A 22,763-nucleotide genomic window follows, 5' to 3' on the forward strand; every position below is an offset into this window, starting at 1 on the left:
GTGAGAGAAGCTTTTCACAGGAAGAAACGCAGGAAACCAAAGTTAAAGCACTTTGAGGAAAGCATTTAAATGCAGGACAATCCCGCAGGAAAGCCGCTGAGCTTTTGGTTGCGCCCGACCAATCTGATCCTGATTGTCGCCGTGCTGTCTTTGGCACGGCTGGCAACTGGTATGAATGTCGATTTGGTTGAGGATGAAGCCTACTATCGTTTGTGGGGGCTGTATCCTGCATTGGGTTATTACGACCACCCGCCAATGGTCGCTTATTGGATCTGGCTTGGCCAATCCTTGTTCGGTGACACGGCACTTGGCGTTCGCTTCATCAGTATCCTGTCTGCTGCAATCGGTTCCCTTGCGCTCTGGCGAACTGCAAAAATCCTGTATGACGCCCATGTCGCTGGCTGGACAGTCCTGTTTTTCAACGCAAGTTTGCTGATTGGTGTCGGCTCATTGTTAGCTACGCCTGACGCCCCCTCTGTTTTCTTCTGGGGACTGGTTTTATGGGCCATGGCAGAGCTGACGGTATCCAAAAATGCGAACTGGTGGATTCTGGCTGGTATCTTTGCAGGATTAGGCCTTCTTTCAAAATACTCCGTGTTGTTTCTGGGGGTAGGGATTATTCTCTGGCTGGTGTGGGTGCCGGAGAACCGCAGATACTTCCTGTCCTGGCAGTTGTGGCTCGGCGGAGCACTGGCAATCGCAATCTTCTCTCCAGTACTTTACTGGAACTCGCAGCATGAGTGGATTTCTTTTGTAAAGCAGTTTGGGCGTTCTGTACCGGAAGGGTACTCCGTCAAGTACATTGGCGAGTTCATAGGCGCTGTTGCAGGCCTACTGAACCCGCTCGTCTTTATCATTGCGATGGTTGGTGCGTGGCGCGTCATCCGCAAAATGATAAAGCAAGACAACACGGCCAGCCTGCTGGTTCTGACGGTCCTGCCGTTCCTGATTTATCTACTCTTCCATTCACTCCATTCGCGTGTTCAGGGCAACTGGCCAGCACCAATGTATCCGACACTTGCCATGTTCGCTGGTATTGCAGCAGCTTATCCGCCTGCCAATGTTGGTCGCTGGTTCAAGGTGCTTGCCCCGACTACAGTCGGCCTGGGTGTCGTTGTCGCTGGCGTGGTCTATATCCACGCCTACACCCCGCTCAACACATCTCTGGGCCGTAAAGATCCAACGCACCAGATGCGCGGCTGGCAAGATATTGGGGATGAACTAACCGAGTTGGCAGACGCGAATGACATCAATTGGATTGGCACAACCAGCTATGGTTTGACTGGCCAAATGTCGGATGCGCTCAAGAAGACAGACCTCAAAGTCTACGGAATTCCTGAGCGAATGCGCTATGCAATGATTCCCGATAATCTCCAAAATCCCGAAAATAGTGACATGCTGTACGTCACCGAGGAAAGAAGAGACCGCTCACAAAAGCTGAAAACTAACTTCAATCAGGTTGAGCTGCTGAAGACCATCCCCCGAGAGAATAAGGGATTATTCGGAAAAACAGCTATTGAAAATGTACGGGTCTACCGATTGTCAGACCCGAAACAGCCCCTGAAATCCAACTGAAACAGCTGAGATTCCGTTGCGTTAAATTTGCAGGCTTTGTTAAATGTACTCCTGAACCTTTTGGATTGGGAGATCCGCGCGATGAAGCGCATCCTCTTGACGAGTCTCGAATTTGGGCAAAGCTACGGTGTTGACCGGGCGATCTGCGATCTAATCATCGCAGGTCGGCTTTCTGCCGTAGGCTGCGTTGTCACTGGCAAGATGTGGTCGAGGGAGTTCTATCAGCTGCGTGACGTGGTTGCCTGGGCCGAACATGAAACCATGGTCGGTCTGACAGTCACACTGACAAAGCCCGCCGGACCGCTCACCGATTTTGGCCGGACCGTATTCGGGGAGACGTTCCCCGCGCCGTGGTGGTACGCAATGCGCAGCCCCATGAAGATGCTACCGGAAGAGGCGATCGCCGCTGAGATCGCCGCACAAGTGGATCTGTTCGAAGAGGTCTATGCCCGTCCGCCAGCATTTGTTGCCATTCAGGGAAACCTCGCAAAGCATCCTGCCGTGCATTCAGCGCTCATCACGGTGCTCAGCATGATGGCAGGACGAGAGCCTGCACTGGTACTGCCTGCTGGTGTTAGTCGATCGAGCAACTCCATTTCAAAGCGCGCCACCAAAGCCGGATTAGAAACTATATTCTCAGGACCAGATCTGCCAATGGCTGATGAGGACACGGATCTGAGAGATTTCTTCTGGCACGGAATCAATAAGGCACAGGATTCAGCGATGGTCCTATGTCGGCCATCCTATCCTGAAGAGCAGGCCCAACCCGTCAAAAAGAAAAACGTACGCCAGAGCTCATCCCGTGAGAACCAGCTGAAGTTCCTGATAAGTGAGGAATTTCCGTTTCTTTTGATGGAAAAAGATATCTTCTTGTTCTAAGAACGATCTCTTCCTGCGGTTGAAGAGATCGTTCCTTTTGAATTTGCCATAAACGTTGGGGTATTTATGAACACCCCTAATTTGCCTAAAACTAAAGAACATCTCTGTGACTCCGGTCACAAAATGGCCGCATGATAGACCTAATTAAAATCATCAATTATATTGATGCAGCTTAAACTAAAAAACTGAATCTACGGCGCGTCAGGATCTTGTGGCAAGATGACAAAGTTCAAAGAACTCCTTCAAAACAGCTTTTCACTGTCGGGTTTGGCTGAGGAACACGCACACGGTCTCTCTGAGATAGCTCAGCCTATGTCATTGAAATCCGGCGCAGTTCTCTTCAAGGCCGGAGATCCAGGCAATGGTTGTTACGCAATCATCGAAGGCAGCATGAAAGTCTCCGTCGTCTCGCTGGATGGCAGTGAGCAGCTGCTCGCAGTTCTCGGGCAGGGCTCTCTGGTAGGTGAAATTGCTTTGCTTGATGGCAGTGAGCGCTCCGCTACCGTAACGGCACTCAAGCCGAGCCAGCTTGCATTTATCTCCAAAGCTGCATTTTATCGCTATGCCGATGAAAACCCCGCTGTTTACCGTCACATGCTGCAAATCGTAGCGACCCGCCTGCGTCGTTCAAATGATGCACTCGCTGCACGGTCCTTCTTGCCACTCAATGGCCGGGTTGCGCAGACGCTGCTGCAACTCTCTGAAACATTTGGCAAAAAAGTCGACAGCAACAAAATTCTTGTTCACTATAAGATCTCTCAGGCTGAAATCGCCAATATGGCTGGTGGGGCTCGGGAGAACGTCAGCCGCGTCCTCAATGTCTGGAAGAGAGAAGGTGTAATCAGCCGCCTCTCTGGATATTACTGCCTCGAAAAGCCGGAGGTGCTACGAGCTGCCGCAGAGCTTTAAACTCGGTATTTGAGTAAAAGTGACCCTAAGTAACAAGAAGGGCATGGGCCTTGTCCCTACAAGGCTCCTGAAACACCGAGATGACCTATCAGCATTTTGACATTCGCCCGCAGGACGAGTGCACACCAATCCATCCTGACCTGACGCATTCTCAAGTGCGTGCTTTGGTTGCCAGTCATTCAGAAAAACTCCGTCACAATGGCGAGCTGGCATCGGTCTACCAAAATAGCATGAAGTGCGACTGGGAGGATTACGAAGCTCAGGCCGTGCGGTTCTGGTGCTCCGCTCTCATGAAAGACAGAAGCTATTCTGGTCGTCCACTTGGCAAGTATCGTGGTGCTGCAAAGCAGGTATGCAGTGATGATATTGCCAGCTGGTTGAAATTATTCGAGAATGCAGTCGATGAATGCGTTGCTGAAACCGCTCGGGCCAACACCAAGAAATGTGCGACCCAGGTTGTTGATTGCTTCCATATGGCGATGATCCCTGCTTGAGTAGTTGAGCTTCGCCATGCATAGCATTTCCTCTGGTGGATCTACGGAGCTTTAGAACTATGAATGATACAAGAGACGCTGTCGAAGAAGAGCAGCCAATTGGTGAACTGACCACGCGCACAATGGCGATGCCGGCAGACACCAATGCTTCTGGCGATATCTTCGGCGGTTGGGTTGTCTCTCAAATGGATATTGCCGCCGGTATTGCAGCAAGCCAGTGCGCCATGGAGCGCGTTGTGACTGTTGCGATCGACAGCATGACCTTTATCCGCCCTGTTAAAGTAGGCGATGTAATGTGTGTCTACTCCAACGTGCTCCGTGTTGGCAGAACCTCTGTAACGCTTGCCATTGAGGCCTGGGCTTTGCGCCACCGCTTTGGCTATCGCGAGAAGGTTACGAATGCTCAGTTCACCTTTGTTGCTGTTGACGATGACGGCAAACCGATTGTGATCTCTGAAGAGCAACGTGCTAAATACAACAAGGCTTAAGCGGATCGCGGACCAGGAATAGGAAACAAGCAGTGTCATCAAAAATTCCCGTTATGTCAGCGCGTGAACGGACACCGCTTGATCCTTCCATCACACCTGCCCAGATCAATCATCTGGTTGAGAGTTTTTACGGCAAGGTCCGCCAGCACGAAACGCTTGGGCCGATCTTCCTGAGAGAGATGGGTGAGGACTGGGGGCCGCATCTACACAAGATGAAGCACTTTTGGGCGTCAGTGCTGCTAAAAACTGGATCGTATAAAGGCAAGCCGGTTCCCGCTCACGCGAGGATTCAAGGGGTCACCACTGAGAACTTCCATGAGTGGATGGACCTGTTTGAAGACGAAGTCTATGCGATTTTCTCAGCAGAAGCCGCACCGCTTCTTCTGGCAACTGCACAGCGCATCGCACAGAGCCTGTGGCTTGCAATGTTCGCAGACCCGTTTGCCACGCCTCCCGCAAAATTCGGCAGCCGCGCAGCTTAAAAATCAGTTCTTATTTTAGTGCAGCTTAACTAGCTCGGGAATTTCTTTTTCGAGCGCAGCGCGTTTTGCCTGAAGTACTCACGCAAGGCTTTCAGTTCTTCAGGACGACGGCGTGCAGTATCCGCAAACAGGCGCTCGTCAACAACTGTATGACACCCTTCTGCCCAAAGCCGAAGCAGCACAGCAAACCGGTCGGAGCGCTCGTCATTGGTCAGCGGCGTATTCGGCTGGCGTGTGGAGTTGGAAAGCAGCCGGCTGCGCAGCCCTTTTTCTAAAATCAGGCAATCCAGCAAATAGGCAGCAGTAAACTCGTCGGCAAGGTGTGCGACGGCTTCCCTCAAAGATTGAGGCACATATTCAGATACATACGATTGCCATGCAGACTGTGGCTGACCAGCAATATCAAACATTAAATCCTCCATCGGTTTCCCGAGGAGGACTGGCGCAAAATCCATTGAAACTACCGCTTGGTTGTTACGAATGATGAAGACAGCGTCCTCACTTCGAAACCACATCCCTTTTGGCGGAGACCACCTTGCCCGGTTAGGCAGGTTGGCGAGGGCGCCAGCCCTTCTCTTGATGATGCGTAGGGTTTGGCACGAAAATGAGGCAATTGCAAGTGGGCACCTTTCCTTTGTTCTTTGTCCACACTTTCAAACTTACGTTGTGTCGTATTCTAGCACCACAAAACGCAACTTCCGCTAAGTGAATATCTTCAATTTTTGTGGTTCTATAAACCGAATTCCCGTCATATCTGAGTATTCTCCTCAGACTTTGAATGAGCGCATAGTGACGGCTCAAATAGGCAGAGCATTTCAATTATTCCGATAAATTTTCTCAGTCAAATTTCTAAGCCCTTCAGGAAGGAAAAAACGATGTGCACCACAAAGCCCGTTCTCTTTGGAGTCCTGACAGGGTGCGCCTACGCCTTGCTGCTAACCACATCTCTGGCAGCAACGACCACCAAAATGGTCGATGGTGTCAAAACAGAGTTTGTGGAGCAGGTCTCTGAAGAACAGAAAACTCTGGCTCGCAACGCTGAAGTTGTGGTCATGCCCAAAGGCTTCCACATCGAGCCTTATGCAGCCGTGCCTGATGCCCGTCATATGGCCGTCGCGCCTGATGGCAAAACTGTCTTTGTAGGGACGACCACGGACAGAGTCTGGGTCGTTACTCCGAATGAAGAGGGCAAGAAAGCTGCAGAAGTTCGTCAATTCGCTCCAGATCAATCCTTTATCATCCCCAATGGTGTGTGTTTCACAAAAGATGGCTCATTAGTCCTTGCTGAGCAAAACCGTGTCCTGAGTTTTCCGAACGCATTGGAAAATAAAGAGCAGGGCAAGCCAGCGGTGAAGGTGCTGGTCGGCAAGGGTATGCTTATCCCTCCCTCTGAAGAAAGCTATAATCACTCTTCCCGTGTGTGTGATCAGGGTCCGGATGACCGCATCTACATTTCTCTTGGCCAGCCTTACAACGTCCCGCCCAAGATGAAACTGAAACTCTATGACAGCCTCGGCATCGGCGGCATTATTTCCATCACCGCAGATGGTATGGACCGTCAGGTCTATGCGACCGGGATCAGAAATTCCGTGGGCCTGGAGTTTCATCCAAACTCCGGCAATCTCTGGTTTACCGACAATCAGGTGGACGGCATGGGTGATGACATCCCGCCTGAAGAGCTGAACAAAGGCACCGAGCCGGGCAAGAACTACGGTTTCCCATGGTATGGCGGCGGAACGGTCCGTACCCCGCACTACATTGATGAGCCTGTTCCAAGTGGCGTGGTGAGTCCGGAAGTCGAACTGGATGCCCATGCCGCAAGTTTGGGCATGACGTTCTATCAGGGCGATATGTTCCCTGAAGAATACAAGGGCGGTGTCTTCATCGCGCAGCACGGCTCATGGGACCGCTCAGTGCCAATTGGCGCACGTGTGGTGTTTGTGCCCATCAACGAGAAAGAAGAAGCTGGCGCCCCAAGTATTGTCGCAACAGGCTGGATTGATGCCAGCGGCGATTATCTGGGCCGTCCGGTAGACGTGGTCGAGCTTGGCGACGGGTCCTTGTTGATCTCTGATGATTCTGCCGGAGGGATCTATCGTATGTACTACGAAGACTAGGGATCTCCTCTGACCTGCGACAACACACCTAAAAGCAAAAGACCAGAGCAGTGCCTCTGGTCTTCTTGAGTTCTATACTAAGCCCTTAGTGCTCGCCGGGGATACCTTTGTAAGCATTTGGACCCCAGACCTGCTTGACGCGCTGATCACGACCACAGCGATAGCGGTAGAACTTGTAGCGGATCGGGTTCTTCTCATAGTAGTTCTGATGATAATCTTCTGCATCATAGAACGGAGCTGCAGTGCGGATCGGTGTTACAATCGGGCGGTTCACTTCACCTGACTTTCCAAGCGCTTTCTTGGAGGCTTTTGCAGCCTTCAGCTGCGCAGGAGAGGTCGCAAAGATGGTTGTCTGATAGCTCTCACCACGATCACAAAACTGACCACCAGCATCGGTTGGATCAACGGAATGCCAGAAGGCTGTCAGCAGCTCTTCATAAGACACCTTGGCCGGATCAAACTTCACTTCCAACGCTTCAATATGACCTGTGCCACCAACAGAAACCTGCTTGTAGGTCGGGTTTGCACTGCGGCCACCCGTGTAACCAGATGTGGTCTCAAGAACGCCCTCGATCTTGTCAAAGTCGGACTCGATACACCAGAAGCAACCACCAGCAAAAATTGCGGTTTCGGTCTCAGCAGCCTGTGCAGGCTGGCTCACAGCATAAAGCAAAGGAAGAACGGCAAGGGCTTTTGCAGCTTTGCGTGCAATCATCTCAGATCCTTAAATCAGGTCATGCATTGGAATTTCCAAAACCCTAGCAGCCACCAGCCCTCAACGGAAATGAAGTCCCTTCAACAAAACGTCAATCAGCGAGAGCATGGTTCGCGCTTCAAACCTCGCAGGACATATTCCAGCCTGTTACGTTAAAACCAGCCTTGTAATAGGTGCGTATGGCACCGTGATTGTCGGGGGCAACACGCAGTCCAATCTGCGTCAGGCCATCTTTCTTGAACGTCGCCTTCAACGCCTCAAGAGCTTTGGAGGCATACCCCTTGCCACGGTGCTCTGAGTAGACCAGAAAATCCATGATGAAGACAGACGCATCATCCTGAAGGGAGTACCAGAGAAACCCAACTTCCACTTCGCCAGCCTTCGTTTTGTTGACGATGCTCAGCAGCTTATTGTGTTTGTTGCTTTTTCCCTCTGGAAAGGCCTTTGACAAGCCTTCCTCGGCTTTCTTCAGCGCGGCCTGTTCCTCCATTCTGCGATTATCCATCAGGTCCTGAGCGTATTCAGAGACGGAAATGATCTGAAACTCATCAAAACGAGCTGCGGGGAAATCCTGAAGAACAATCATGGTAAGTCCTGGTTGCCAAAGGTTGAAGCGCTTGGGAAGGCCTTGCGCTGATCATGCGACGGGAAGCTTAATTGAAGGCAAAGGCCGCGAAAAGCTCAATGCTGTAATTCCTAACAGGTGCGGTTTTAAGCCGCTGGATCATCATAGCGACACTGAAACGATCTAGGTTTTCTTTCCCGCATATGATCAAACGTTATTGGGGTCTTGCGAAAAACAGCTCAATTCAGGGCTGTGTGTCCTCCGGTTGGTTAGAGACCTCCGCCTATACTTTCCCTTGGTCTTTAAAGGGAATGCGCATGATTATCCTCCTGGCATGTATCGCCGTACTCTGTGGTTTGCTCTATGGCTACAACGAAGGCGTCATCGCTGGCGCTTATGAGCCCATCAAAGCAGAGTTTGAATTCTCTGCGTATTGGGGAGGGCTTCTGGTCGCATCCTTGTCCATCGGCGGTTTGATCGGAGCCTACCTGAGCGCCTATCTCAGCGACAGATTTGGCAGACGGTCAACGGTCATCATCGCAGCCCTGTTTTTTATCACCGGAGCTGTCTTATCCAGTGTGGCGCAAGACCTTTTCATCCTCACATTCGCCCGTTCTCTCATCGGAATGGGGATTGGCCTGTCCTCAATGGCTGGCCCCCAATATGTCTCAGAAATTGCGCCGCGCAAGATCAGAGGCCGTATGCTGGGCGCATTTCAGTTCATGATCTCCTTTGGTGTCTTGATTGGCTACCTCTCCAATCTGATCACGCTTGATCTCGGCTACAGCGCAGAAGCCATTAATCGTTGGCAGTTCATGTTCCTCCTTTCCGCGATCCCTGCAGCGTTTCTGCTTTTTGGAATCTGGAGTGCCCCCGAAAGCCCGCGCTGGCTCGTTATGGCAAAGCGCTCAGCAGAGGCTGAGGCCGTCTTTGAAAAGATCGAACCAACCCGATCTGAGGCGTGGGTCAAAGGCAATGTGAAGCGGATTGAACAAGACCTCGCCGAAGTCGCAGACCAAAAGGGAGGTTGGCTGGACCTCATCAATCCACGAAACCGGCCTATCACCAGTTTCTGTGTCTTCACCTTCCTGTTTCAACAGCTCAGCGGCATCAATGCTGTCATCCTCTATGCACCGGAGCTTTTTGGCGACCTGGGCTTTTCTGAGGAGGCAAGCCGCTTGTCTGCAACAGTCGGGCTTGGCGCTGCACTCGCTCTGGCCGCAGCTGCCAGTTTGCTCCTTATTGACCGCGTTGGCCGCAGACCCCTGATGGTCTACGGATTGCCCGCCTGCGCACTCTCCCAGTTCCTGATCGTGGGAGGTTTTCTCATGGGGGACGGGATTGGCACGGCTTTGTCCGTCTCAGGTCTTTGCCTCTACGTGATCTCCTATTCCCTCTCCATGGGGCCGCTGCCATGGGTCTACATGTCAGAGGTATTCCCCAATTACCTGAGGGCCAAAGGCATGGTCGTAGCAGTAACCGTCAACTGGGTCTTCACATTCCTCGTTGTGTTCGGTTTCCCCAAATTGAACCAGCTCTTCACGATCACCGAGATCTTCCTGTTCTTCGCCATATGCTGTTGCATCGGAACCGTCTACGCCATCCGCCGCGCACCAGAGACCAAAGGTGTCTCTCTGGAGGATATCTACGAGCTGTTCCACAAAGGGGACAGCAAGACGGCTGAAAGGCCAGTCGCTGGCGAGTAAAACCACAAGCACCAAAAGCACCGCATGACCTCTCATGCAGTGGTGAAGCTAAAATCCCGAGAAACGGGAGGGGCAAGGCGAGCAGGCAATACCTGCGCATTGTATATAAATTAGTTTCTTCGGCATTGGCTGTCGCCTTGCCCGGGCGTTTTTGTATGAAACAAGGTCTCCACCGAAAGGCATTGGGAGCAGGTGCCTACCCATCAACGTGAGGTCTCACAAAACACAAGGCTTTGCTTCGAAACTCACAGTCAGGGCAGTTGCTGTAAAGGACAGTTTGACTTGTCCCTGACAGCTGCAGCTGCCAGTGTAGACGCCCATCGGGTGACCAGCTTCCGCTTGGTCCCTGCACTAAAGACTTTCAAGGGGTGTTTCAACGGACCCGCCGGAGGATGCGTTATGTCTTCCGGTAGCCCCGCCCAGCCCACGCCACACTGACGGTCGCTCCGCCAGCTGCCCGTGTACGTGGACATAGGATTAGTATGGCGGGTGATTTGGGCGAGGGGGATAAGATTCTGCTCAGCCAGCCCTCTTGGCAATCTCGTCGCCTTGCAGAATGCTGAAACCATTCCCGCCTTCAAGTGCACCGGCAACAAGTGCGCGTGCAACTGCTGCCCCCTCAATTGGACGATATTTGCGCAAAGGGCCTTTAAAGAGAAACGAAAGCCGTGGCAGCACCGACGCGGCAAGCCCCTCAGCAAAGCGTTGTTCCTGACGCTCACCAAGCAACAAAGACGGTCGGAACACTTTTGTGCAAGCATAAGACAACCCACGAACCGCCTCTTCAAGCTCCCCTTTGACCTTCAGATAGGAGTTGGAACTGCCCGCTGCTGCACCAATCGAAGAAACCATGAGAAACTGCTCAGCACCTGCTTCACGTGCCAACCGTGTAAGGTCGTAGGCAAGCTGGAAGTCAATCGCGTAAAACGCTTCTTTTGAGCCGGCTGCCTTCAGCGTGGTCCCCAGACAGCAGAACACATCCGTCACGTTCATTGGCAGTTGAAGGCTGGAAAAATCGCTGAAATCGGTCAGATGCAAACGAAGCTTATCATCTTCAATCGCTGGATCTTTGCGCACAACTGCATGAACCTCGTCATACGCCTCACTGGCAAGCAGCAGCCGAACCACCTCAGAACCAATCAGCCCAGTTGCACCAAAGACCATCGCCACACGATTTTTCATAGGAAATTTCTCCGATTATCAGCCAAAGCAGATTGGTAGATCAGGGTGAGAGTTTAAAACTCGAGCAAATTGAAGCCTAATGCAAAAAATAAGAGCACCATTTCAGGTGCTTTCATTTCGATTGCTATTTGGGAATGGCAGAGAGCAGCGGGAAGAGTGCCATATGGAAGTTTCCGAGCCAGGTTACATACCAGTCCGCAAGCTCTGGCATTGTCGTGTTGGTGCCAAGATCAACATCTCTCTTCCATAACACGATGCTGCAATATCGAGCATGTTCAGCAGGGTCCCAATCAAGTGATGCACCGATCTCTGTCTCTACATGTTCTTTTTGGCGTAGCAGTTCTTTGAAGTAGGCCTCGCCGGGCTCATTCCGAAAGTTGATCATAACTTTCGCGCAGTTTTCTTCATCCAGGTAATGGAGACTCAGATAGGCGTTCGGTATGCCAAATTTGATGTCGTAGTAACTTCCGTCAGGAACATTATTTCTCAGTTTAATCGGCAGTTTAGTGTCAGACATCTGGTCTTTGACTGCTTGCCAAATATCATGATGTTTTTGTTTTAGTTCACTCATGAGTTGTTTTTTCCTAGCTGAAGCTGTTTGTGACAATGCAAAAAAGGGCACCCCGAAGGATGCCCTAATTCGTTTAAGCGTTGGTTGGCTTGGCTTAGAAGCCCATGCCGCCCATGCCGCCCATGCCGCCGTCCATAGGAGGCATTGCTGGGCCAGCGTCTTTCTTAGGCAGTTCAGCTACCATTGCTTCGGTAGTGATCAGCAGGCCTGCAACAGATGCAGCATCCTGAAGAGCAGTACGAACAACCTTAGTTGGATCGATGATGCCAGCTTCAATCATGTTGACATATTCTTCGGTCTGAGCATTGAAGCCGAAGGTCTCATCCGCAATGTTGTCCTGGATTTTGCCAACAACGATGGAACCTTCAACACCAGAGTTTTCAGAGATCTGGCGAAGCGGAGCTTCAAGAGCGCGCAGAACGATCTTGATACCAGCTTCAATGTCAACGTTCTCGGAAGATACTTTCTCAACAGCAGCTTTTGCACGAAGAAGAGCACAACCACCACCTGGTACGATACCTTCTTCAACAGCAGCGCGTGTTGCGTTTAGGGCATCGTCGATGCGGTCTTTTTTCTCTTTAACTTCTACTTCGGTTGCACCACCAACGCGGATAACTGCAACACCGCCAGCAAGCTTAGCAAGACGTTCCTGCAGCTTCTCGCGGTCGTAGTCAGAAGAAGTTTCTTCAATCTGGGCTTTGATCTGGGAAACGCGTGCTTCGATGTCAGCTTTTTCGCCAGCACCATCAACAATGGTAGTGGTTTCTTTGGTGATGTTCACCTTGTCTGCAGTGCCGAGCATGTCGATGGTGACATTTTCCAGCTTGATGCCCAGATCGTCAGAGATCACGGTACCACCAGTCAGGATAGCGATGTCTTCGAGCATTGCTTTACGACGGTCGCCGAAGCCAGGAGCCTTAACAGCAGCAATCTTCAGGCCACCACGCAGTTTGTTCACTACGAGAGTTGCCAGTGCTTCACCTTCAACATCTTCAGCGATGATGATGAGTGGGCGGGAAGACTGAACAGCGCTTTCAAGGATTGGAAGCATTGGCTGCAAGTTGGAAAGCTTTTTCTCGTGAAGGAGAATAAGTGGCTTTTCCAGGTCAGCAATCATCTTTTCAGCGTTGGTGACGAAGTATGGAGAAAGGTAACCGCGGTCGAACTGCATACCTTCAACAACTTCAAGCTCGGTCTCAAGAGACTTAGCTTCTTCAACGGTGATAACACCTTCGTTGCCAACGCGCTGCATTGCTTCAGCAATGTCTTCGCCGATCTGGGTGTCGCCGTTAGCAGAGATAGTGCCAACCTGTGCAACTTCGTCAGTAGAAGAGATAGACTTGGAACGTGCGGTCAGGTCTGCAACAGCAGCAGCAGTTGCCATGTCAACGCCGCGCTTCAGGTCCATTGGGTTCATGCCAGCAGCAACGAACTTTGCACCTTCTTTAACGATAGCCTGCGCCAGAACTGTCGCAGTTGTTGTACCGTCACCAGCAATGTCGTTGGTTTTGGAAGCAACTTCACGCACCATCTGTGCGCCCATGTTTTCGAACTTGTCTTCAAGTTCGATTTCCTTCGCAACAGAAACACCGTCTTTGGTGATGCGTGGTGCGCCGAATGCTTTATCCAGAACAACGTTACGACCTTTAGGGCCGAGGGTAACTTTTACAGCGTTTGCAAGGATGTCGACGCCTTTAAGCATCTTGTCGCGGGCATCGGAGCCGAATTTGACTTCTTTAGCAGCCATGGTTTTGTCTCACTTAAATTCTTGAATAACAGAAGGGATCGTGGGGTCTCAACAATGGCCTGGAATTAAGCCAGGATACCCATGATGTCGGATTCCTTCATGATCAGCAGGTCTTCACCGTCGATCTTAACTTCAGTACCGGACCATTTGCCGAACAGAACGCGGTCACCAGCTTTAACGTCGATAGCGATCAGCTCACCGTTGTCCTTACGTGCGCCAGCGCCAACAGCGATAACTTCGCCTTCCTGTGGCTTTTCTTTTGCAGTGTCAGGAATGATGATGCCACCAGCTGTTTTTTCTTCAGACTCAATGCGGCGAACGACAACACGGTCGTGTAGCGGACGAAACTTCATAATTGGCTCTTCCTCTCATACGCGAGCGCCCCTTTTAGGCAACGCCCGGACGCGAAGGTTAAAAACTTTGAGAGTGGGTGAAACCTTGCGGGCCCACAGTGATTAGCACTCCCAAAGGCAGAGTGCTAACAACCGTGAAATGATGTAGTTTCACCCTCTGGTATAGTCAAGGAGAGAGCGGCAAAAAAATATTCTGGAGCGCAAAAAATATAGGAATACTGCGAGAAATTGGGGGCAATCTGGGACAGTCTCAACTCACCCTAGACGAATGGACTGTCTGTGCTGCCTGCACGGGAATTTCCGGAATCAGCGCAAAAGAAAAGCCGGCTTTAAGATCAAAGCCAGCTTTTGAACTTTAACAGGAAGCTTTCAGGTCTTAGAGCGTGTTCCCGAAAAGTGGTTCCGGTTTTTGGATAAGAATACGCGCAAAATTAAAGAGTTAGAGCTTGGTGCGTGAATGCATATGAACGCAACATGCTCTAATTCTGAAGAGGCGCGTCCTTCATGGAAAACGGAAGCTCAAAGCTGCCGGACTTTTCCGAGTTCTCGTCGTTAAACTGCACCTTCAGCACATAGTCTCCAGCTTGCAGCCCTTTAAGGTTGAAGCTCAAAGATGTCTGATACTCGCGGATTTGGTTGAAGCTTGCGGAGTGCAAGGCGGTAAACCCGTCCTGCGAAGCAAGCACCTGACCAGTGGTGTTGCGCAGTTCAAAGTCAACGCTCAGATCAATCGCATATGTGCTGCCCATTTCTTTGTAAGAGAAGCCAACAGGCTCAGCATAAACGGTCAATGGATCACCGCTCTGGAACTCTGCCGTCTCTAGGGGTGTGTAAGCCCCATAACTCTCAGCTGGTAGTGCGATGAATTTTGCTGCCGTAAAAGCGAGTGGCTGCTGCTGCCAGGCAATGGTGTAGGCGTCCTGAGCAGCTTTAAAGCCAGCGCTCGGCGCACTCTTGTCTTCAGCAGATGCAGCGCTACCCAACAAAGCAACCGCAAAAATAGAACAGGCTGCAGCTTTTGCGTAAGCTGACATCCCTCTCACTGTAAATGGCATTGTTAGCCCCCTAGAGCCAGCAGAACACAATATCTGCGGCACTCACCTGATTCTTGGCGGTGGTATAGCTCTTAAATCTAAGGGAGACAATACTGCCCCATTTGTTGAGGCAGCTTAGATATGCGTCACGAAGACATTCCTCATGCGATGGTTAAGCAATTACCACGCAATTGATCAGGCACCGGCTCGTTCAGCCCAGGATTGCTTCTTCCGGTAGATGGTCGAGGGGCTGATTTCCAAGGCGGCAGCTGCAAGGGCAATGTTGCCGTCAAAAGTTTCAAGCGTGGTCTCGATAATCTGCTTTTCCTGAAACCACAGCGGTTCGATTGACCGCCCCATGGAAGGCATCGGTTCGCTTGTGCTGAAGGCAATCTCGGAAAGAACAGGAACAGCCTGGTCACGCAGTAAAGGAGAGAGCATGAGTTCAGTGACTTCATCACCGTCATTCATGACCACAAGCTGGCGAATGACATTCTCCAGTTCGCGCACGTTACCCGGCCAGCTGTGCTGCAACAAAAGAGCTTCTGCATAGGTCGAAAAACGCTGAAATCTGCGATTTTCTTCTGCTGCATACTTCTTCAGGAATGTTTGAGCGAGGGACGGTATGTCCTCGCGGCGCTCCCGAAGAGCGGGCAGGCGGATCGGCAGCACGTGGAGACGATAGAACAGGTCCTCACGGAAGCGACCTGCGGTGATCTCTGTTTTCGGGTCTCTGTTGGTTGCGCAGATAACGCGCAGATCCAGCGAGCGTGGTTTATGCTCTCCAACCCGTTGAATGGAGCCGGTCTGAAGGAAACGCAAAAGTTTGCTCTGCAAGCAGAGTTCCATTTCACCGATCTCATCAAGGAACAAAGTTCCCCCATCGGCAAGCTCTGCTGCACCAGCTCTGGCCTCATCTGCTCCGGTAAAGGCACCGCGTGCATGACCGAAGATCTCGGACTCCATCAAATTGGCCGGAATCGCTCCACAGTTGATTGCGACAAAAGGCCCGCCTTTGCGTGCCGATCTGGCATGCAGCGCCTGTGCACACAGTTCCTTGCCTGTACCTGATTCTCCGGTAATGAAGGCTGGTGCGCTGGATGTGGCCATCCGGTTGATCTGCGCATAAACGCTTTGCATGCGGTTGGAAGCACCAACAAACCCTTCAAACTGAGCAGCTGTTCCAGACGTGTCGCTGGAGACAATCGCCTCAGAGCCAGTCGCGGCTGAAAGGGAAGGTGAGGGTGCCGCTCTCTTGAAGACACCCAGATGTGCTTCAAGTTTCTCCAAAAGCATTTCGCTTGTGTAAGGTTTGGTCAAAAAGTCATGGGCACCATTGCGCATGGCATTCATGGCACGGCTCACAGACCCCTTGGCACTGACAGCAATCATAACCGCGCGCGGCGCAGCAGCGACAATCTCTGAAAGCTCGGCTTCCCCACCGATGCATTCAAGATCGACAATAACGATATTGATTGGGGTATGTCGCAAAAAGGCGACAGCATGTTCTTTGCTCGCAAGAACATGCGCAGGTTGTCCGCTGGTAACATGCTTCGACAAAGCACTACTGGTTTTACGAGCCTCTGCACGATTAGTGTCAACGACACAGGCGTTCAAAAACCTATTGGTAGCTTTGGGGGATCCCATTGGCAGGCAACCTCAAAAATCAATACATCAGGTCGAAAATCATTCGACACCCTGAGTTTGTGCAAACAGGGTAAACAAACCCTTTTCGTTTTCGAGGTTGATTGCATTATGCAGTTAATTTCTTTCACGCAGAACGCTTCGAGCAACTTTCTTACCCGATAAATATCATTGTTCGCCAGAATCGCGCGCCGAAGTTCAGCTCGGGATTGTGACGAAAATCGTATGCGCTGATGATATATGTAGCTCTATTGTCATTCTTGCGGGGACAACACGGGTTTTCCCTAGAAATATAATGGGTATAGGGTTCGAACGACCTCAGTAAATGCGGCAAAATTCAGGTATGTATTTTGTGATTCGGACCAACAGGTACTCTTGAGGATATGACGCGCTTGGCGAACATTTCCATTTTGTTTTCTATTTCAGCCATTGCGGCCTCTTGTGGCACTGTGATGGTCTACCTTTTTGCGCGTCCGGTTGGCGAGGCCATCACCGTTGCCTTCACGGCGATGTGCACCATGATCTTCATCCATTTCATGTTGACCCGCTCTCAGGAAAAATCTGCGGTATCTGACGCTGTCAATCGCTTGGAAGAGCGGATTGCAGTCATCGATGATGATGTCGGAAACCTCGAAGGCCGCCTCACTGGCGTCGAGCACAACATTCCGCGTCGCACACGGGAAGAGATCGACCCGCTGTTTGCTGAAGTGGAGGTAATCGGTTCTCTGGTGAAGCAGATGGCCGAAGCCATGGCCGACATGGAAACCCGGATCGAAGATCAGGGCATTGCCATCGAGGACCAGCGCACCAAGCAAGCACAGCTTCAGCCTCAACCAGCTCAGCGCCTGGCCGCTCCGCAGGCCGCGGTGAGAGAACCATCTGTTGATCTGGCCAGTCAGGCAGCTGCTGCATTTGCGAGCGCAGCAGGCCAACCAATGGCTGCAAGTCAACCGATGGGTGCGGTGCAGGAACCGTTTGCTGAGACGCGCGCACCAGAGATGAAGCGCCCGGCAGCTCCGCGCATGCACCATCCTAATGCTGCTCTTGCCGAAGAAATTCGCGCAAGCATCGAAGCGGGTAGGGTGGACCTCTACCTTCAGCCTATCGTGACATTACCGCAGCGCCGTGTTCGCTATTACGAAGCCCTGACGCGTCTGCGCAAAGCCAATGGCGACACGCTGGAACCAATCGAGTTCCTTCAGGAAGCGGACCGCACCGGCCAAATGCCAGCGATCGACAACATTTTGTTGTTCCGTTCCCTTCAGATCCTGAAGCGTCTGGCAACCCGCAACAGAGAAGCAGGTTTGTTCTGTAACCTGTCTCCAAGCACGCTCATGGATGAAAACTTCTTCCCGGGCTTTCTGGAGTTCGTGCGCGCCAACGACACATACTCAGATCTGTTGATCTTCGAGTTCTCGCAGGCTGATGTCGCCGTCATGAGCGCGATTGAGTATGAGAGCCTCGCTGCTCTGGCTGAGCTGGGCTTCCGGTTCTCTGTAGACCGCATCACCGATCTGCGCATGGACTTCCGCGCTCTGGCTGATCGCGGCTTCCGCTTTGCAAAGCTGCATGCATCACGCCTGTTGTTGCATGAAGATGATCTGGCCAAGAGCAACATCCATCCGGCTGATTTTGGCAGTTTGCTGCAACGCTATGGCATTGAGCTGATCGTGGATCACGTGGAGAGCGAAGGCGCTGTGCTGGAGCTTCTGGAAATGGACATCCGCTGTGCGCAGGGCTTCCTGTTCTCACCGCCGCGTCCTGTCCGTGCAGACGTTCTGCAAGGCGCACCAAACCCGCGGTCACTAAAGAAAGAGGCGAGCTGATTTTCATCAACTCGCCTGCTTGTTTTTCATGCTTTGCGTAAGAGTTAGTTCAGTGGTTTGCCAACCGTAACAAAGGTTGGCTCAATACCATCAAACATGTCCTGAGCAACCTCACGAACACCTTCTAGTGTCACGGCTTCAACCATCTCATTGCGCTTGTCGATGTAATCAATGCCCAGCTCCTGGGTCTGAATGCCTGTCAGCTGACGGGCAATGCTGCTGGAGCTGTCAAAGTTGAGAGCGTAGTTGCCAGTCAGATAGGACTTCGCTTCTTCAAGTTCTGCCGGAGTAGGCCCAGTCTGCGCCATACGCACCATCTGCTTCTTGATGATATCAATCGCTTCACCAGCTTTGTCCGAGCGTGTACCCGTGGACCCCATCAACAGCGCTGCGTGCTTGTAAGGAACCAGATAAGAACCAACGGAGTAAGCCAGACCACGCTGCTCGCGGATTTCGTCATAGAGCCATGAAGAAAATGATCCGCCACCCAGAATGTGGTTCATCACGAAGGCAGACATGAACTTCGGATCATGACGTTCATAACCCGGCAGAGCGAACTGAATGGAAGTCTGTGGGCTCTCAAAGTCAACGTGAACAGCCTTATCTGTCACAGGCTCCACATTGGGAATGGCAACCAGATCTCCGTTTTCAGGCAAGTTTGCAAAGACTTTGTCCAAAACGCTGGCCAACTCATCAGCACTAATGGCTCCCACAACGCCGATCTTCAAAGAGTCCTTTGCAAAGATCTTTGCGCGCTGTGTTTTCAGATCATCAGAAGTCAGCTGGGCAACCGTATCCTCTGTTCCCCGGCTTGGGCGGCCATAAGGGTGATCCGGGAAGATGGTCTTGGACAAATTCAGACCAGCCAGAGCATCTGGGCGCTTCAGGCTACGACGAATGCCAGAGATCGTCTGTGCTTTCATCCGCTCAAGCGGGTCATTATCAAAACGTGGCTCGTTCACAGCTAGACGAAGCATCTCGAAGGTGTGATCTTTATTGGCCTGCAAGCTCTGGAAAGACCCATAGAAGAAGTCGCGGCCAGAACTGAAGGACAGACTCATAGTCAGATCTTCAAGGCGTCCCTGAAAGGCTTGGGAATCCAGATCACCAGCCCCTTCATCAAGCATGGTGCTCAGTAGGTTGGTCACACCCAGCTTTGCATCTGAATCCTGAGAGCTACCACCTGCAAACGCGAAGTTCAGTGCGATGATCGGAACAGTGTAGTCTTCTACCAACCATGCTGTGATCCCTCCAGGGCTTTTAACCTCTTGAATCTCGATGGCCTGGCTGTTCTGCACAAAGGTAGCGACAAACAGGAATGACAAGGCCAGCAACGCAAACAAGCTTGCCGTCATGCGGGAAGCGGAGGCAGAAGCTGCCATAAGAACTTTAGCTTTCATCGAGCGTCCCCTCTCACTCTGCATTTTCAGGTTTTGCAGCAGGCATCAGATAGCTCGCTACACTGGTTTCACTAAGGTACTTCTGTGCAACTGCCTGAACCTGTTCAGGTGTCACTTTGGCAATGCGAGCAGGCCAGGTCTGAACCTTCTCAACAGAACCGCCTGTGGTCAGAGCTGTCCCAAAGATGCGCGCCAGCACGTCTTGCTTGTCTTGCGCGTAAATGGCAGAGGCCAGCATAGAGCGTTTAGAACGTTCCACTTCTTCAGCTGTCACACCATTCTCAAGAACATCATTCACGATTGCCAGAGCACGTTTCTCCAGTTCCTCAAGCTCAACACCATCCTTTGGAGAGGTGTAAAGAATGAAGCGGGTGTCATCCAAAGCGGTGGATTGGTACCAGGCTCCAGCACTGGTCGCGACTTCGCCTTCAATCACCAACGCTTTGTAAAGCCGGCTGTTAGCGCCGCCACCTAAAATGTCTGAAAGCACTTCAAGAGCTTCAGAGTCACTTGGCTCAGCAGTGGTTGAGCTTGGTACGATCCAGCCATGTTGCAGGCTTGGCTGCGCAACCTGATCACTCTGCAGACTAACTTCGCGATTACCTGGTACGATCTGGACATGCGGACGATCACGTGGACCCGGGTCTGCACGTTGCTCAACCTTGCCATAGGTCTTCTTGGCGAGGGCCAGAACGTCTTCCGAGGTCACATCACCGGCGACAATCAGGATTGCGTTGTTTGGTGTGTAGTACTTGTCGTAAAAGGCGATAGCATCGTCTTTGTTCAGCGCCTGAATTTCGTTTTTCCAGCCAATCACCGGAATACCGTAGGGGCTGTTCGGAAACAGGACCTGATCGAATGTCTCAGATAGTCTGGCAGCAGGACTGCGGTCCACACGTTGGGAACGCTCTTCGAGCACCACATCCCGTTCCGGATCAACCTGCTTTTCAGTCAGGATCAGGTTGGACATGCGATCCGCCTCATAGCCCATCACCATTTCCAGATGTTCTTTGGCAACCTGCTGATAATAGGCCGTGTAGTCTTGAGAGGTGAAGGCGTTTTCCTGACCACCTACCTGAGCAACCTTTTTGGAGAACTCACCCTCTGGTGTATTCTTGGTTCCTTTGAACATGAGATGTTCAAGAAAATGCGCGATGCCGGATTTACCGGGTTTTTCATCTGCTCCGCCAACGCGGTACCACACCATGTGGGTCACAATCGGGGCGCGTCGGTCAGGGATGACAACCACCTGAAGGCCGTTGTCGAGAGTGGTTTGGGAAACATCGGTTCCGCCGATGTGTATTTTTGAAAAGTCTTCGATTGAAGCTTTCCCTGTCGTATCCGCAGCCACGGGCAATACTGGGCTTGCGAAAACAACCAGACTCAAAGCGAGGGCTTTAAGCGCGAGAGATCGACCAGTCACGTAGGGGGCTCCCTTTAAAATGAGCAGGACACAGCTGTCCTACCTATACCGTGATTGTGGTTAATCTCCTCGTGAATTATTCGTAATCTATTGCAGCTATAATGAAAAAAGCGCGAACATGGTCGCGCTTGCTTCATAGTTTATTCAGGCTTTCAGTAAGACTTGAACTCTCTGTGAGAGAGGTTCTTACTGCTTGCTCATATCGATACGAGCGCCGTCTTCAATTGCTGCTGCTTCACGCTTTTTGCGAACTTCTTCGCTTTCGTCCACTTCCGGGGTCGCAAAAGCAACGCCTGCAACAGGAGTGGAGTAAGCCACTGGAGGCTCGGTCAGGTACTTGCGTGTCGGCGTACAACTTGGATCGCCAGGTGCGCAAATCGGTGCTTCCACATCCTTGCCACCAAGCTGTTTTTTAGCGTCCTGATACTGCCTGCCAAGAGCTGCCAGTTCAGTCGGGCTCAGCTTGTCACCATCAAGAAGCTGCTGCTGACGTTTCTCAGCTGCGAAATCGCGAGGGCGAGCCGCTGCTTTCTCCAACGCAGGATGGCCGCGCATTTGCTCAATGCTCAAAGGCTCACCTGGCTCTACCTTGTAGAACGCACGGATCTCTTCAAGTTCTTCCTTGGAGCGGTCAACCGGCCAGTTGCTAGCAACTTCAGAAAGCTTGCGGGAATCTGGCTGCGGAAGGTTGCCAGCCTGTGTCGGCATAACAAGCGGAGCACGCTCTTTGTACTTGATGTCAGTGTTTTTCTGAGACTCAAGACCAACGGCACTCAGGACACCCGTCATCAAACTCAAATCGGTGGTTTCAGTGCCATCATCGAAGTCACCATTACCTGTCATACAGGCGGATAGTGCGAGAGAGAGCCCGCAAACAAAAGTGGCCCGAACAACGAATTTTTTGCTACGGCTTTGCAATTTCATTACCCTTGTTTCCCGATCACCATCAAAACGGCGTTTGACAGGCATCACGGGTCAAATGACAGCCTGCGAAATCTGTAGTCCTCATAATCCAGTGACGCCACCTTAAAACAGGAATCACGAAACCATGAAGGCCCTAAGTGTGTAGTTATGCCCAGAAGCACCCGATATTCCCCACATATAATTGAGAATTAGGCAGTTTTAGGGCCGGCTATCCTTATTTTTGCCAATAAATAAGGTGTCGAGCAGCAAACCAGCAGCGCCAATAACAATCCATGCATCGGCAAGATTGAAGACGTACCAGGAAAATTCCCCAACATGGAAATAGAGGTAATCGACGACTTTGCCATAATAGAGGCGGTCAAAACCATTGCTCAGGGCGCCGGAGAGAACCAGCCCGAGGCAGAAACCTTCCAGCCGGTTACTTGCGCGCGCACTCCAGAACCAGATGAAAACTGAGGCAACAACCGTAAAGGCTGCCAATCCCCAGCGGCCAAACTCTGTCGTTTGCTGGAAAAATCCGTAGGAAACGCCTTTGTTCCAGACCAGAACCAGATCCAGAAAAGGGCCAACTGGGATTGTAGGAATACCGCCACCTGAGAAATGGGCGACAGCCCAGAACTTGGCAATCTGATCAACAACCAGACCAGCTATGGCAAGGAGGAGGACGAGGGAACTGTGATGTCCCCAAAACTTCAGTTTCTTCAAGGTCAATTCCCTCGTCACATCGTT

22 protein-coding genes and 1 riboswitch are annotated in these 22,763 nt (G+C 51.6%); of the genes, 9 read left to right on the plus strand and 13 right to left on the minus strand.

Annotated elements, in window-relative coordinates:
• The first annotated feature begins 69 nt into the window (after positions 1 to 69).
• The 6 genes from PsAD5_RS22050 to PsAD5_RS22075 all read left to right on the plus strand — a co-directional run bounded on the left by PsAD5_RS22050 (position 70) and on the right by PsAD5_RS22075 (position 4,827).
• The gene (locus PsAD5_RS22050; RefSeq protein ID WP_063293698.1) at positions 70 to 1,575 is read left to right on the plus strand and encodes a glycosyltransferase family 39 protein; all 1,506 of its coding nucleotides are present in this window, start codon (positions 70 to 72) and stop codon (positions 1,573 to 1,575) included.
• An 81-nt stretch (positions 1,576 to 1,656) separates the two neighbouring features.
• A complete protein-coding gene (locus PsAD5_RS22055) occupies positions 1,657 to 2,454 on the plus strand; it encodes a ChbG/HpnK family deacetylase (RefSeq protein ID WP_208988756.1) in 798 nt (265 codons plus the stop codon).
• 219 nt (positions 2,455 to 2,673) lie between these two features.
• Positions 2,674 to 3,363, plus strand: coding sequence for a Crp/Fnr family transcriptional regulator (locus PsAD5_RS22060; protein WP_008552228.1), 690 nt, complete (start codon positions 2,674 to 2,676; stop codon positions 3,361 to 3,363).
• A gap of 80 nt (positions 3,364 to 3,443) precedes the next feature.
• Entirely contained in the window at positions 3,444 to 3,857 is a 414-nt protein-coding gene (locus PsAD5_RS22065; protein WP_063293700.1) for a group III truncated hemoglobin, read from the plus strand.
• 59 nt (positions 3,858 to 3,916) lie between these two features.
• On the plus strand, positions 3,917 to 4,345 hold the full coding sequence (locus PsAD5_RS22070) for an acyl-CoA thioesterase (protein WP_057463735.1): 429 nt from the start codon (positions 3,917 to 3,919) through the stop codon (positions 4,343 to 4,345).
• 32 nt (positions 4,346 to 4,377) lie between these two features.
• The gene (locus PsAD5_RS22075) at positions 4,378 to 4,827 is read left to right on the plus strand and encodes a group III truncated hemoglobin (protein ID WP_244272112.1); all 450 of its coding nucleotides are present in this window, start codon (positions 4,378 to 4,380) and stop codon (positions 4,825 to 4,827) included.
• A 29-nt stretch (positions 4,828 to 4,856) separates the two neighbouring features.
• Here the strand turns inward: PsAD5_RS22075 and PsAD5_RS22080 are convergent, their stop codons facing one another.
• On the minus strand, positions 4,857 to 5,237 hold the full coding sequence (locus PsAD5_RS22080; RefSeq protein ID WP_208988757.1) for a hypothetical protein: 381 nt from the start codon (positions 5,235 to 5,237) through the stop codon (positions 4,857 to 4,859).
• 47 nt (positions 5,238 to 5,284) lie between these two features.
• Positions 5,285 to 5,415: riboswitch (SAM-I-IV-variant riboswitch) on the minus strand.
• Between the two features lie 287 nt (positions 5,416 to 5,702).
• Between PsAD5_RS22080 and PsAD5_RS22085 the strand changes: the two genes are divergently transcribed.
• Positions 5,703 to 6,944 (plus strand): PQQ-dependent sugar dehydrogenase, encoded by a 1,242-nt coding sequence (locus PsAD5_RS22085; RefSeq protein ID WP_063293702.1) that lies wholly within the window; start codon positions 5,703 to 5,705, stop codon positions 6,942 to 6,944.
• Positions 6,945 to 7,029: 85 nt separating this feature from the next.
• Here PsAD5_RS22085 and msrA read toward each other — a convergent pair whose 3' ends face one another.
• Together msrA and PsAD5_RS22095 are read right to left on the minus strand one after the other, a co-directional pair.
• Entirely contained in the window at positions 7,030 to 7,659 is a 630-nt protein-coding gene (msrA, locus tag PsAD5_RS22090) for a peptide-methionine (S)-S-oxide reductase MsrA (protein WP_063293703.1), read from the minus strand.
• Positions 7,660 to 7,777: 118 nt separating this feature from the next.
• Entirely contained in the window at positions 7,778 to 8,245 is a 468-nt protein-coding gene (locus PsAD5_RS22095) for a GNAT family N-acetyltransferase (protein ID WP_063293704.1), read from the minus strand.
• Between the two features lie 296 nt (positions 8,246 to 8,541).
• Between PsAD5_RS22095 and PsAD5_RS22100 the strand changes: the two genes are divergently transcribed.
• The gene (locus PsAD5_RS22100; protein WP_057463844.1) at positions 8,542 to 9,930 is read left to right on the plus strand and encodes a sugar porter family MFS transporter; all 1,389 of its coding nucleotides are present in this window, start codon (positions 8,542 to 8,544) and stop codon (positions 9,928 to 9,930) included.
• Positions 9,931 to 10,449: 519 nt separating this feature from the next.
• On the opposite strand, the gene PsAD5_RS22105 is transcribed toward PsAD5_RS22100, so the two are convergent.
• From PsAD5_RS22105 to PsAD5_RS22130, 6 genes are all read right to left on the minus strand, one after another.
• Positions 10,450 to 11,112 (minus strand): NAD-dependent epimerase/dehydratase family protein, encoded by a 663-nt coding sequence (locus tag PsAD5_RS22105; protein WP_057464071.1) that lies wholly within the window; start codon positions 11,110 to 11,112, stop codon positions 10,450 to 10,452.
• 124 nt (positions 11,113 to 11,236) lie between these two features.
• Positions 11,237 to 11,683 carry a DUF4268 domain-containing protein gene (locus tag PsAD5_RS22110; protein ID WP_057464070.1) on the minus strand — a complete coding sequence of 149 codons (447 nt, stop codon included), beginning with the start codon at positions 11,681 to 11,683 and terminating at the stop codon, positions 11,237 to 11,239.
• Between the two features lie 94 nt (positions 11,684 to 11,777).
• Entirely contained in the window at positions 11,778 to 13,430 is a 1,653-nt protein-coding gene (gene groL / locus PsAD5_RS22115; protein ID WP_063293705.1) for a chaperonin GroEL, read from the minus strand.
• A 65-nt stretch (positions 13,431 to 13,495) separates the two neighbouring features.
• A complete protein-coding gene (gene groES, locus PsAD5_RS22120) occupies positions 13,496 to 13,783 on the minus strand; it encodes a co-chaperone GroES (RefSeq protein WP_057464068.1) in 288 nt (95 codons plus the stop codon).
• Between the two features lie 479 nt (positions 13,784 to 14,262).
• Positions 14,263 to 14,838: a hypothetical protein gene (locus tag PsAD5_RS22125; RefSeq protein WP_063293706.1), complete on the minus strand. Its 576-nt coding sequence runs from the start codon at positions 14,836 to 14,838 to the stop codon at positions 14,263 to 14,265.
• Between the two features lie 174 nt (positions 14,839 to 15,012).
• Positions 15,013 to 16,464 (minus strand): sigma-54-dependent transcriptional regulator, encoded by a 1,452-nt coding sequence (locus PsAD5_RS22130; protein WP_063293707.1) that lies wholly within the window; start codon positions 16,462 to 16,464, stop codon positions 15,013 to 15,015.
• 380 nt (positions 16,465 to 16,844) lie between these two features.
• Here PsAD5_RS22130 and PsAD5_RS22135 point away from each other — a divergent pair, with 380 nt between their 5' ends.
• Entirely contained in the window at positions 16,845 to 18,287 is a 1,443-nt protein-coding gene (locus PsAD5_RS22135; protein WP_063293708.1) for an EAL domain-containing protein, read from the plus strand.
• A 44-nt stretch (positions 18,288 to 18,331) separates the two neighbouring features.
• On the opposite strand, the gene PsAD5_RS22140 is transcribed toward PsAD5_RS22135, so the two are convergent.
• The 4 genes from PsAD5_RS22140 to lspA form a co-directional block, all read right to left on the minus strand.
• Positions 18,332 to 19,687 carry a M16 family metallopeptidase gene (locus tag PsAD5_RS22140; RefSeq protein WP_063293709.1) on the minus strand — a complete coding sequence of 452 codons (1,356 nt, stop codon included), beginning with the start codon at positions 19,685 to 19,687 and terminating at the stop codon, positions 18,332 to 18,334.
• A 13-nt stretch (positions 19,688 to 19,700) separates the two neighbouring features.
• Positions 19,701 to 21,110, minus strand: a complete 1,410-nt coding sequence (locus PsAD5_RS22145) for a M16 family metallopeptidase (protein ID WP_063287163.1) — start codon at positions 21,108 to 21,110, stop codon at positions 19,701 to 19,703.
• Between the two features lie 186 nt (positions 21,111 to 21,296).
• On the minus strand, positions 21,297 to 22,034 hold the full coding sequence (locus PsAD5_RS22150; protein WP_208988758.1) for a hypothetical protein: 738 nt from the start codon (positions 22,032 to 22,034) through the stop codon (positions 21,297 to 21,299).
• 198 nt (positions 22,035 to 22,232) lie between these two features.
• Positions 22,233 to 22,739, minus strand: coding sequence for a signal peptidase II (gene lspA, locus PsAD5_RS22155; protein ID WP_063293711.1), 507 nt, complete (start codon positions 22,737 to 22,739; stop codon positions 22,233 to 22,235).
• Positions 22,740 to 22,763 lie beyond the last annotated feature (24 nt).

Origin of the sequence: Pseudovibrio sp. Ad5 (assembly GCF_001623095.1) — a bacterium.
In the GTDB taxonomy this organism is placed as follows: domain Bacteria; phylum Pseudomonadota; class Alphaproteobacteria; order Rhizobiales; family Stappiaceae; genus Pseudovibrio.

Excerpts from the sequence above, each read along its gene's own strand:
- PsAD5_RS22050 (WP_063293698.1), top strand. The coding sequence starts at position 70 with ATGCAGGACAATCCCGCAGGAAAGCCGCTGAGCTTTTGGTTGCGCCCG.
- PsAD5_RS22055 (WP_208988756.1), top strand. The coding sequence starts at position 1,657 with ATGAAGCGCATCCTCTTGACGAGTCTCGAATTTGGGCAAAGCTACGGT.
- PsAD5_RS22060 (WP_008552228.1), top strand. The coding sequence starts at position 2,674 with ATGACAAAGTTCAAAGAACTCCTTCAAAACAGCTTTTCACTGTCGGGT.
- PsAD5_RS22065 (WP_063293700.1), top strand. The coding sequence starts at position 3,444 with ATGACCTATCAGCATTTTGACATTCGCCCGCAGGACGAGTGCACACCA.
- PsAD5_RS22070 (WP_057463735.1), top strand. The coding sequence starts at position 3,917 with ATGAATGATACAAGAGACGCTGTCGAAGAAGAGCAGCCAATTGGTGAA.
- PsAD5_RS22080 (WP_208988757.1), bottom strand. The coding sequence starts at position 5,237 with ATGTTTGATATTGCTGGTCAGCCACAGTCTGCATGGCAATCGTATGTA.
- PsAD5_RS22085 (WP_063293702.1), top strand. The coding sequence starts at position 5,703 with ATGTGCACCACAAAGCCCGTTCTCTTTGGAGTCCTGACAGGGTGCGCC.
- msrA (WP_063293703.1), bottom strand. The coding sequence starts at position 7,659 with ATGATTGCACGCAAAGCTGCAAAAGCCCTTGCCGTTCTTCCTTTGCTT.
- PsAD5_RS22095 (WP_063293704.1), bottom strand. The coding sequence starts at position 8,245 with ATGATTGTTCTTCAGGATTTCCCCGCAGCTCGTTTTGATGAGTTTCAG.
- PsAD5_RS22100 (WP_057463844.1), top strand. The coding sequence starts at position 8,542 with ATGATTATCCTCCTGGCATGTATCGCCGTACTCTGTGGTTTGCTCTAT.
- PsAD5_RS22105 (WP_057464071.1), bottom strand. The coding sequence starts at position 11,112 with ATGAAAAATCGTGTGGCGATGGTCTTTGGTGCAACTGGGCTGATTGGT.
- PsAD5_RS22110 (WP_057464070.1), bottom strand. The coding sequence starts at position 11,683 with ATGAGTGAACTAAAACAAAAACATCATGATATTTGGCAAGCAGTCAAA.
- groL (WP_063293705.1), bottom strand. The coding sequence starts at position 13,430 with ATGGCTGCTAAAGAAGTCAAATTCGGCTCCGATGCCCGCGACAAGATG.
- groES (WP_057464068.1), bottom strand. The coding sequence starts at position 13,783 with ATGAAGTTTCGTCCGCTACACGACCGTGTTGTCGTTCGCCGCATTGAG.
- PsAD5_RS22125 (WP_063293706.1), bottom strand. The coding sequence starts at position 14,838 with ATGCCATTTACAGTGAGAGGGATGTCAGCTTACGCAAAAGCTGCAGCC.
- PsAD5_RS22130 (WP_063293707.1), bottom strand. The coding sequence starts at position 16,464 with ATGGGATCCCCCAAAGCTACCAATAGGTTTTTGAACGCCTGTGTCGTT.
- PsAD5_RS22135 (WP_063293708.1), top strand. The coding sequence starts at position 16,845 with ATGACGCGCTTGGCGAACATTTCCATTTTGTTTTCTATTTCAGCCATT.
- PsAD5_RS22140 (WP_063293709.1), bottom strand. The coding sequence starts at position 19,687 with ATGAAAGCTAAAGTTCTTATGGCAGCTTCTGCCTCCGCTTCCCGCATG.
- PsAD5_RS22150 (WP_208988758.1), bottom strand. The coding sequence starts at position 22,034 with ATGAAATTGCAAAGCCGTAGCAAAAAATTCGTTGTTCGGGCCACTTTT.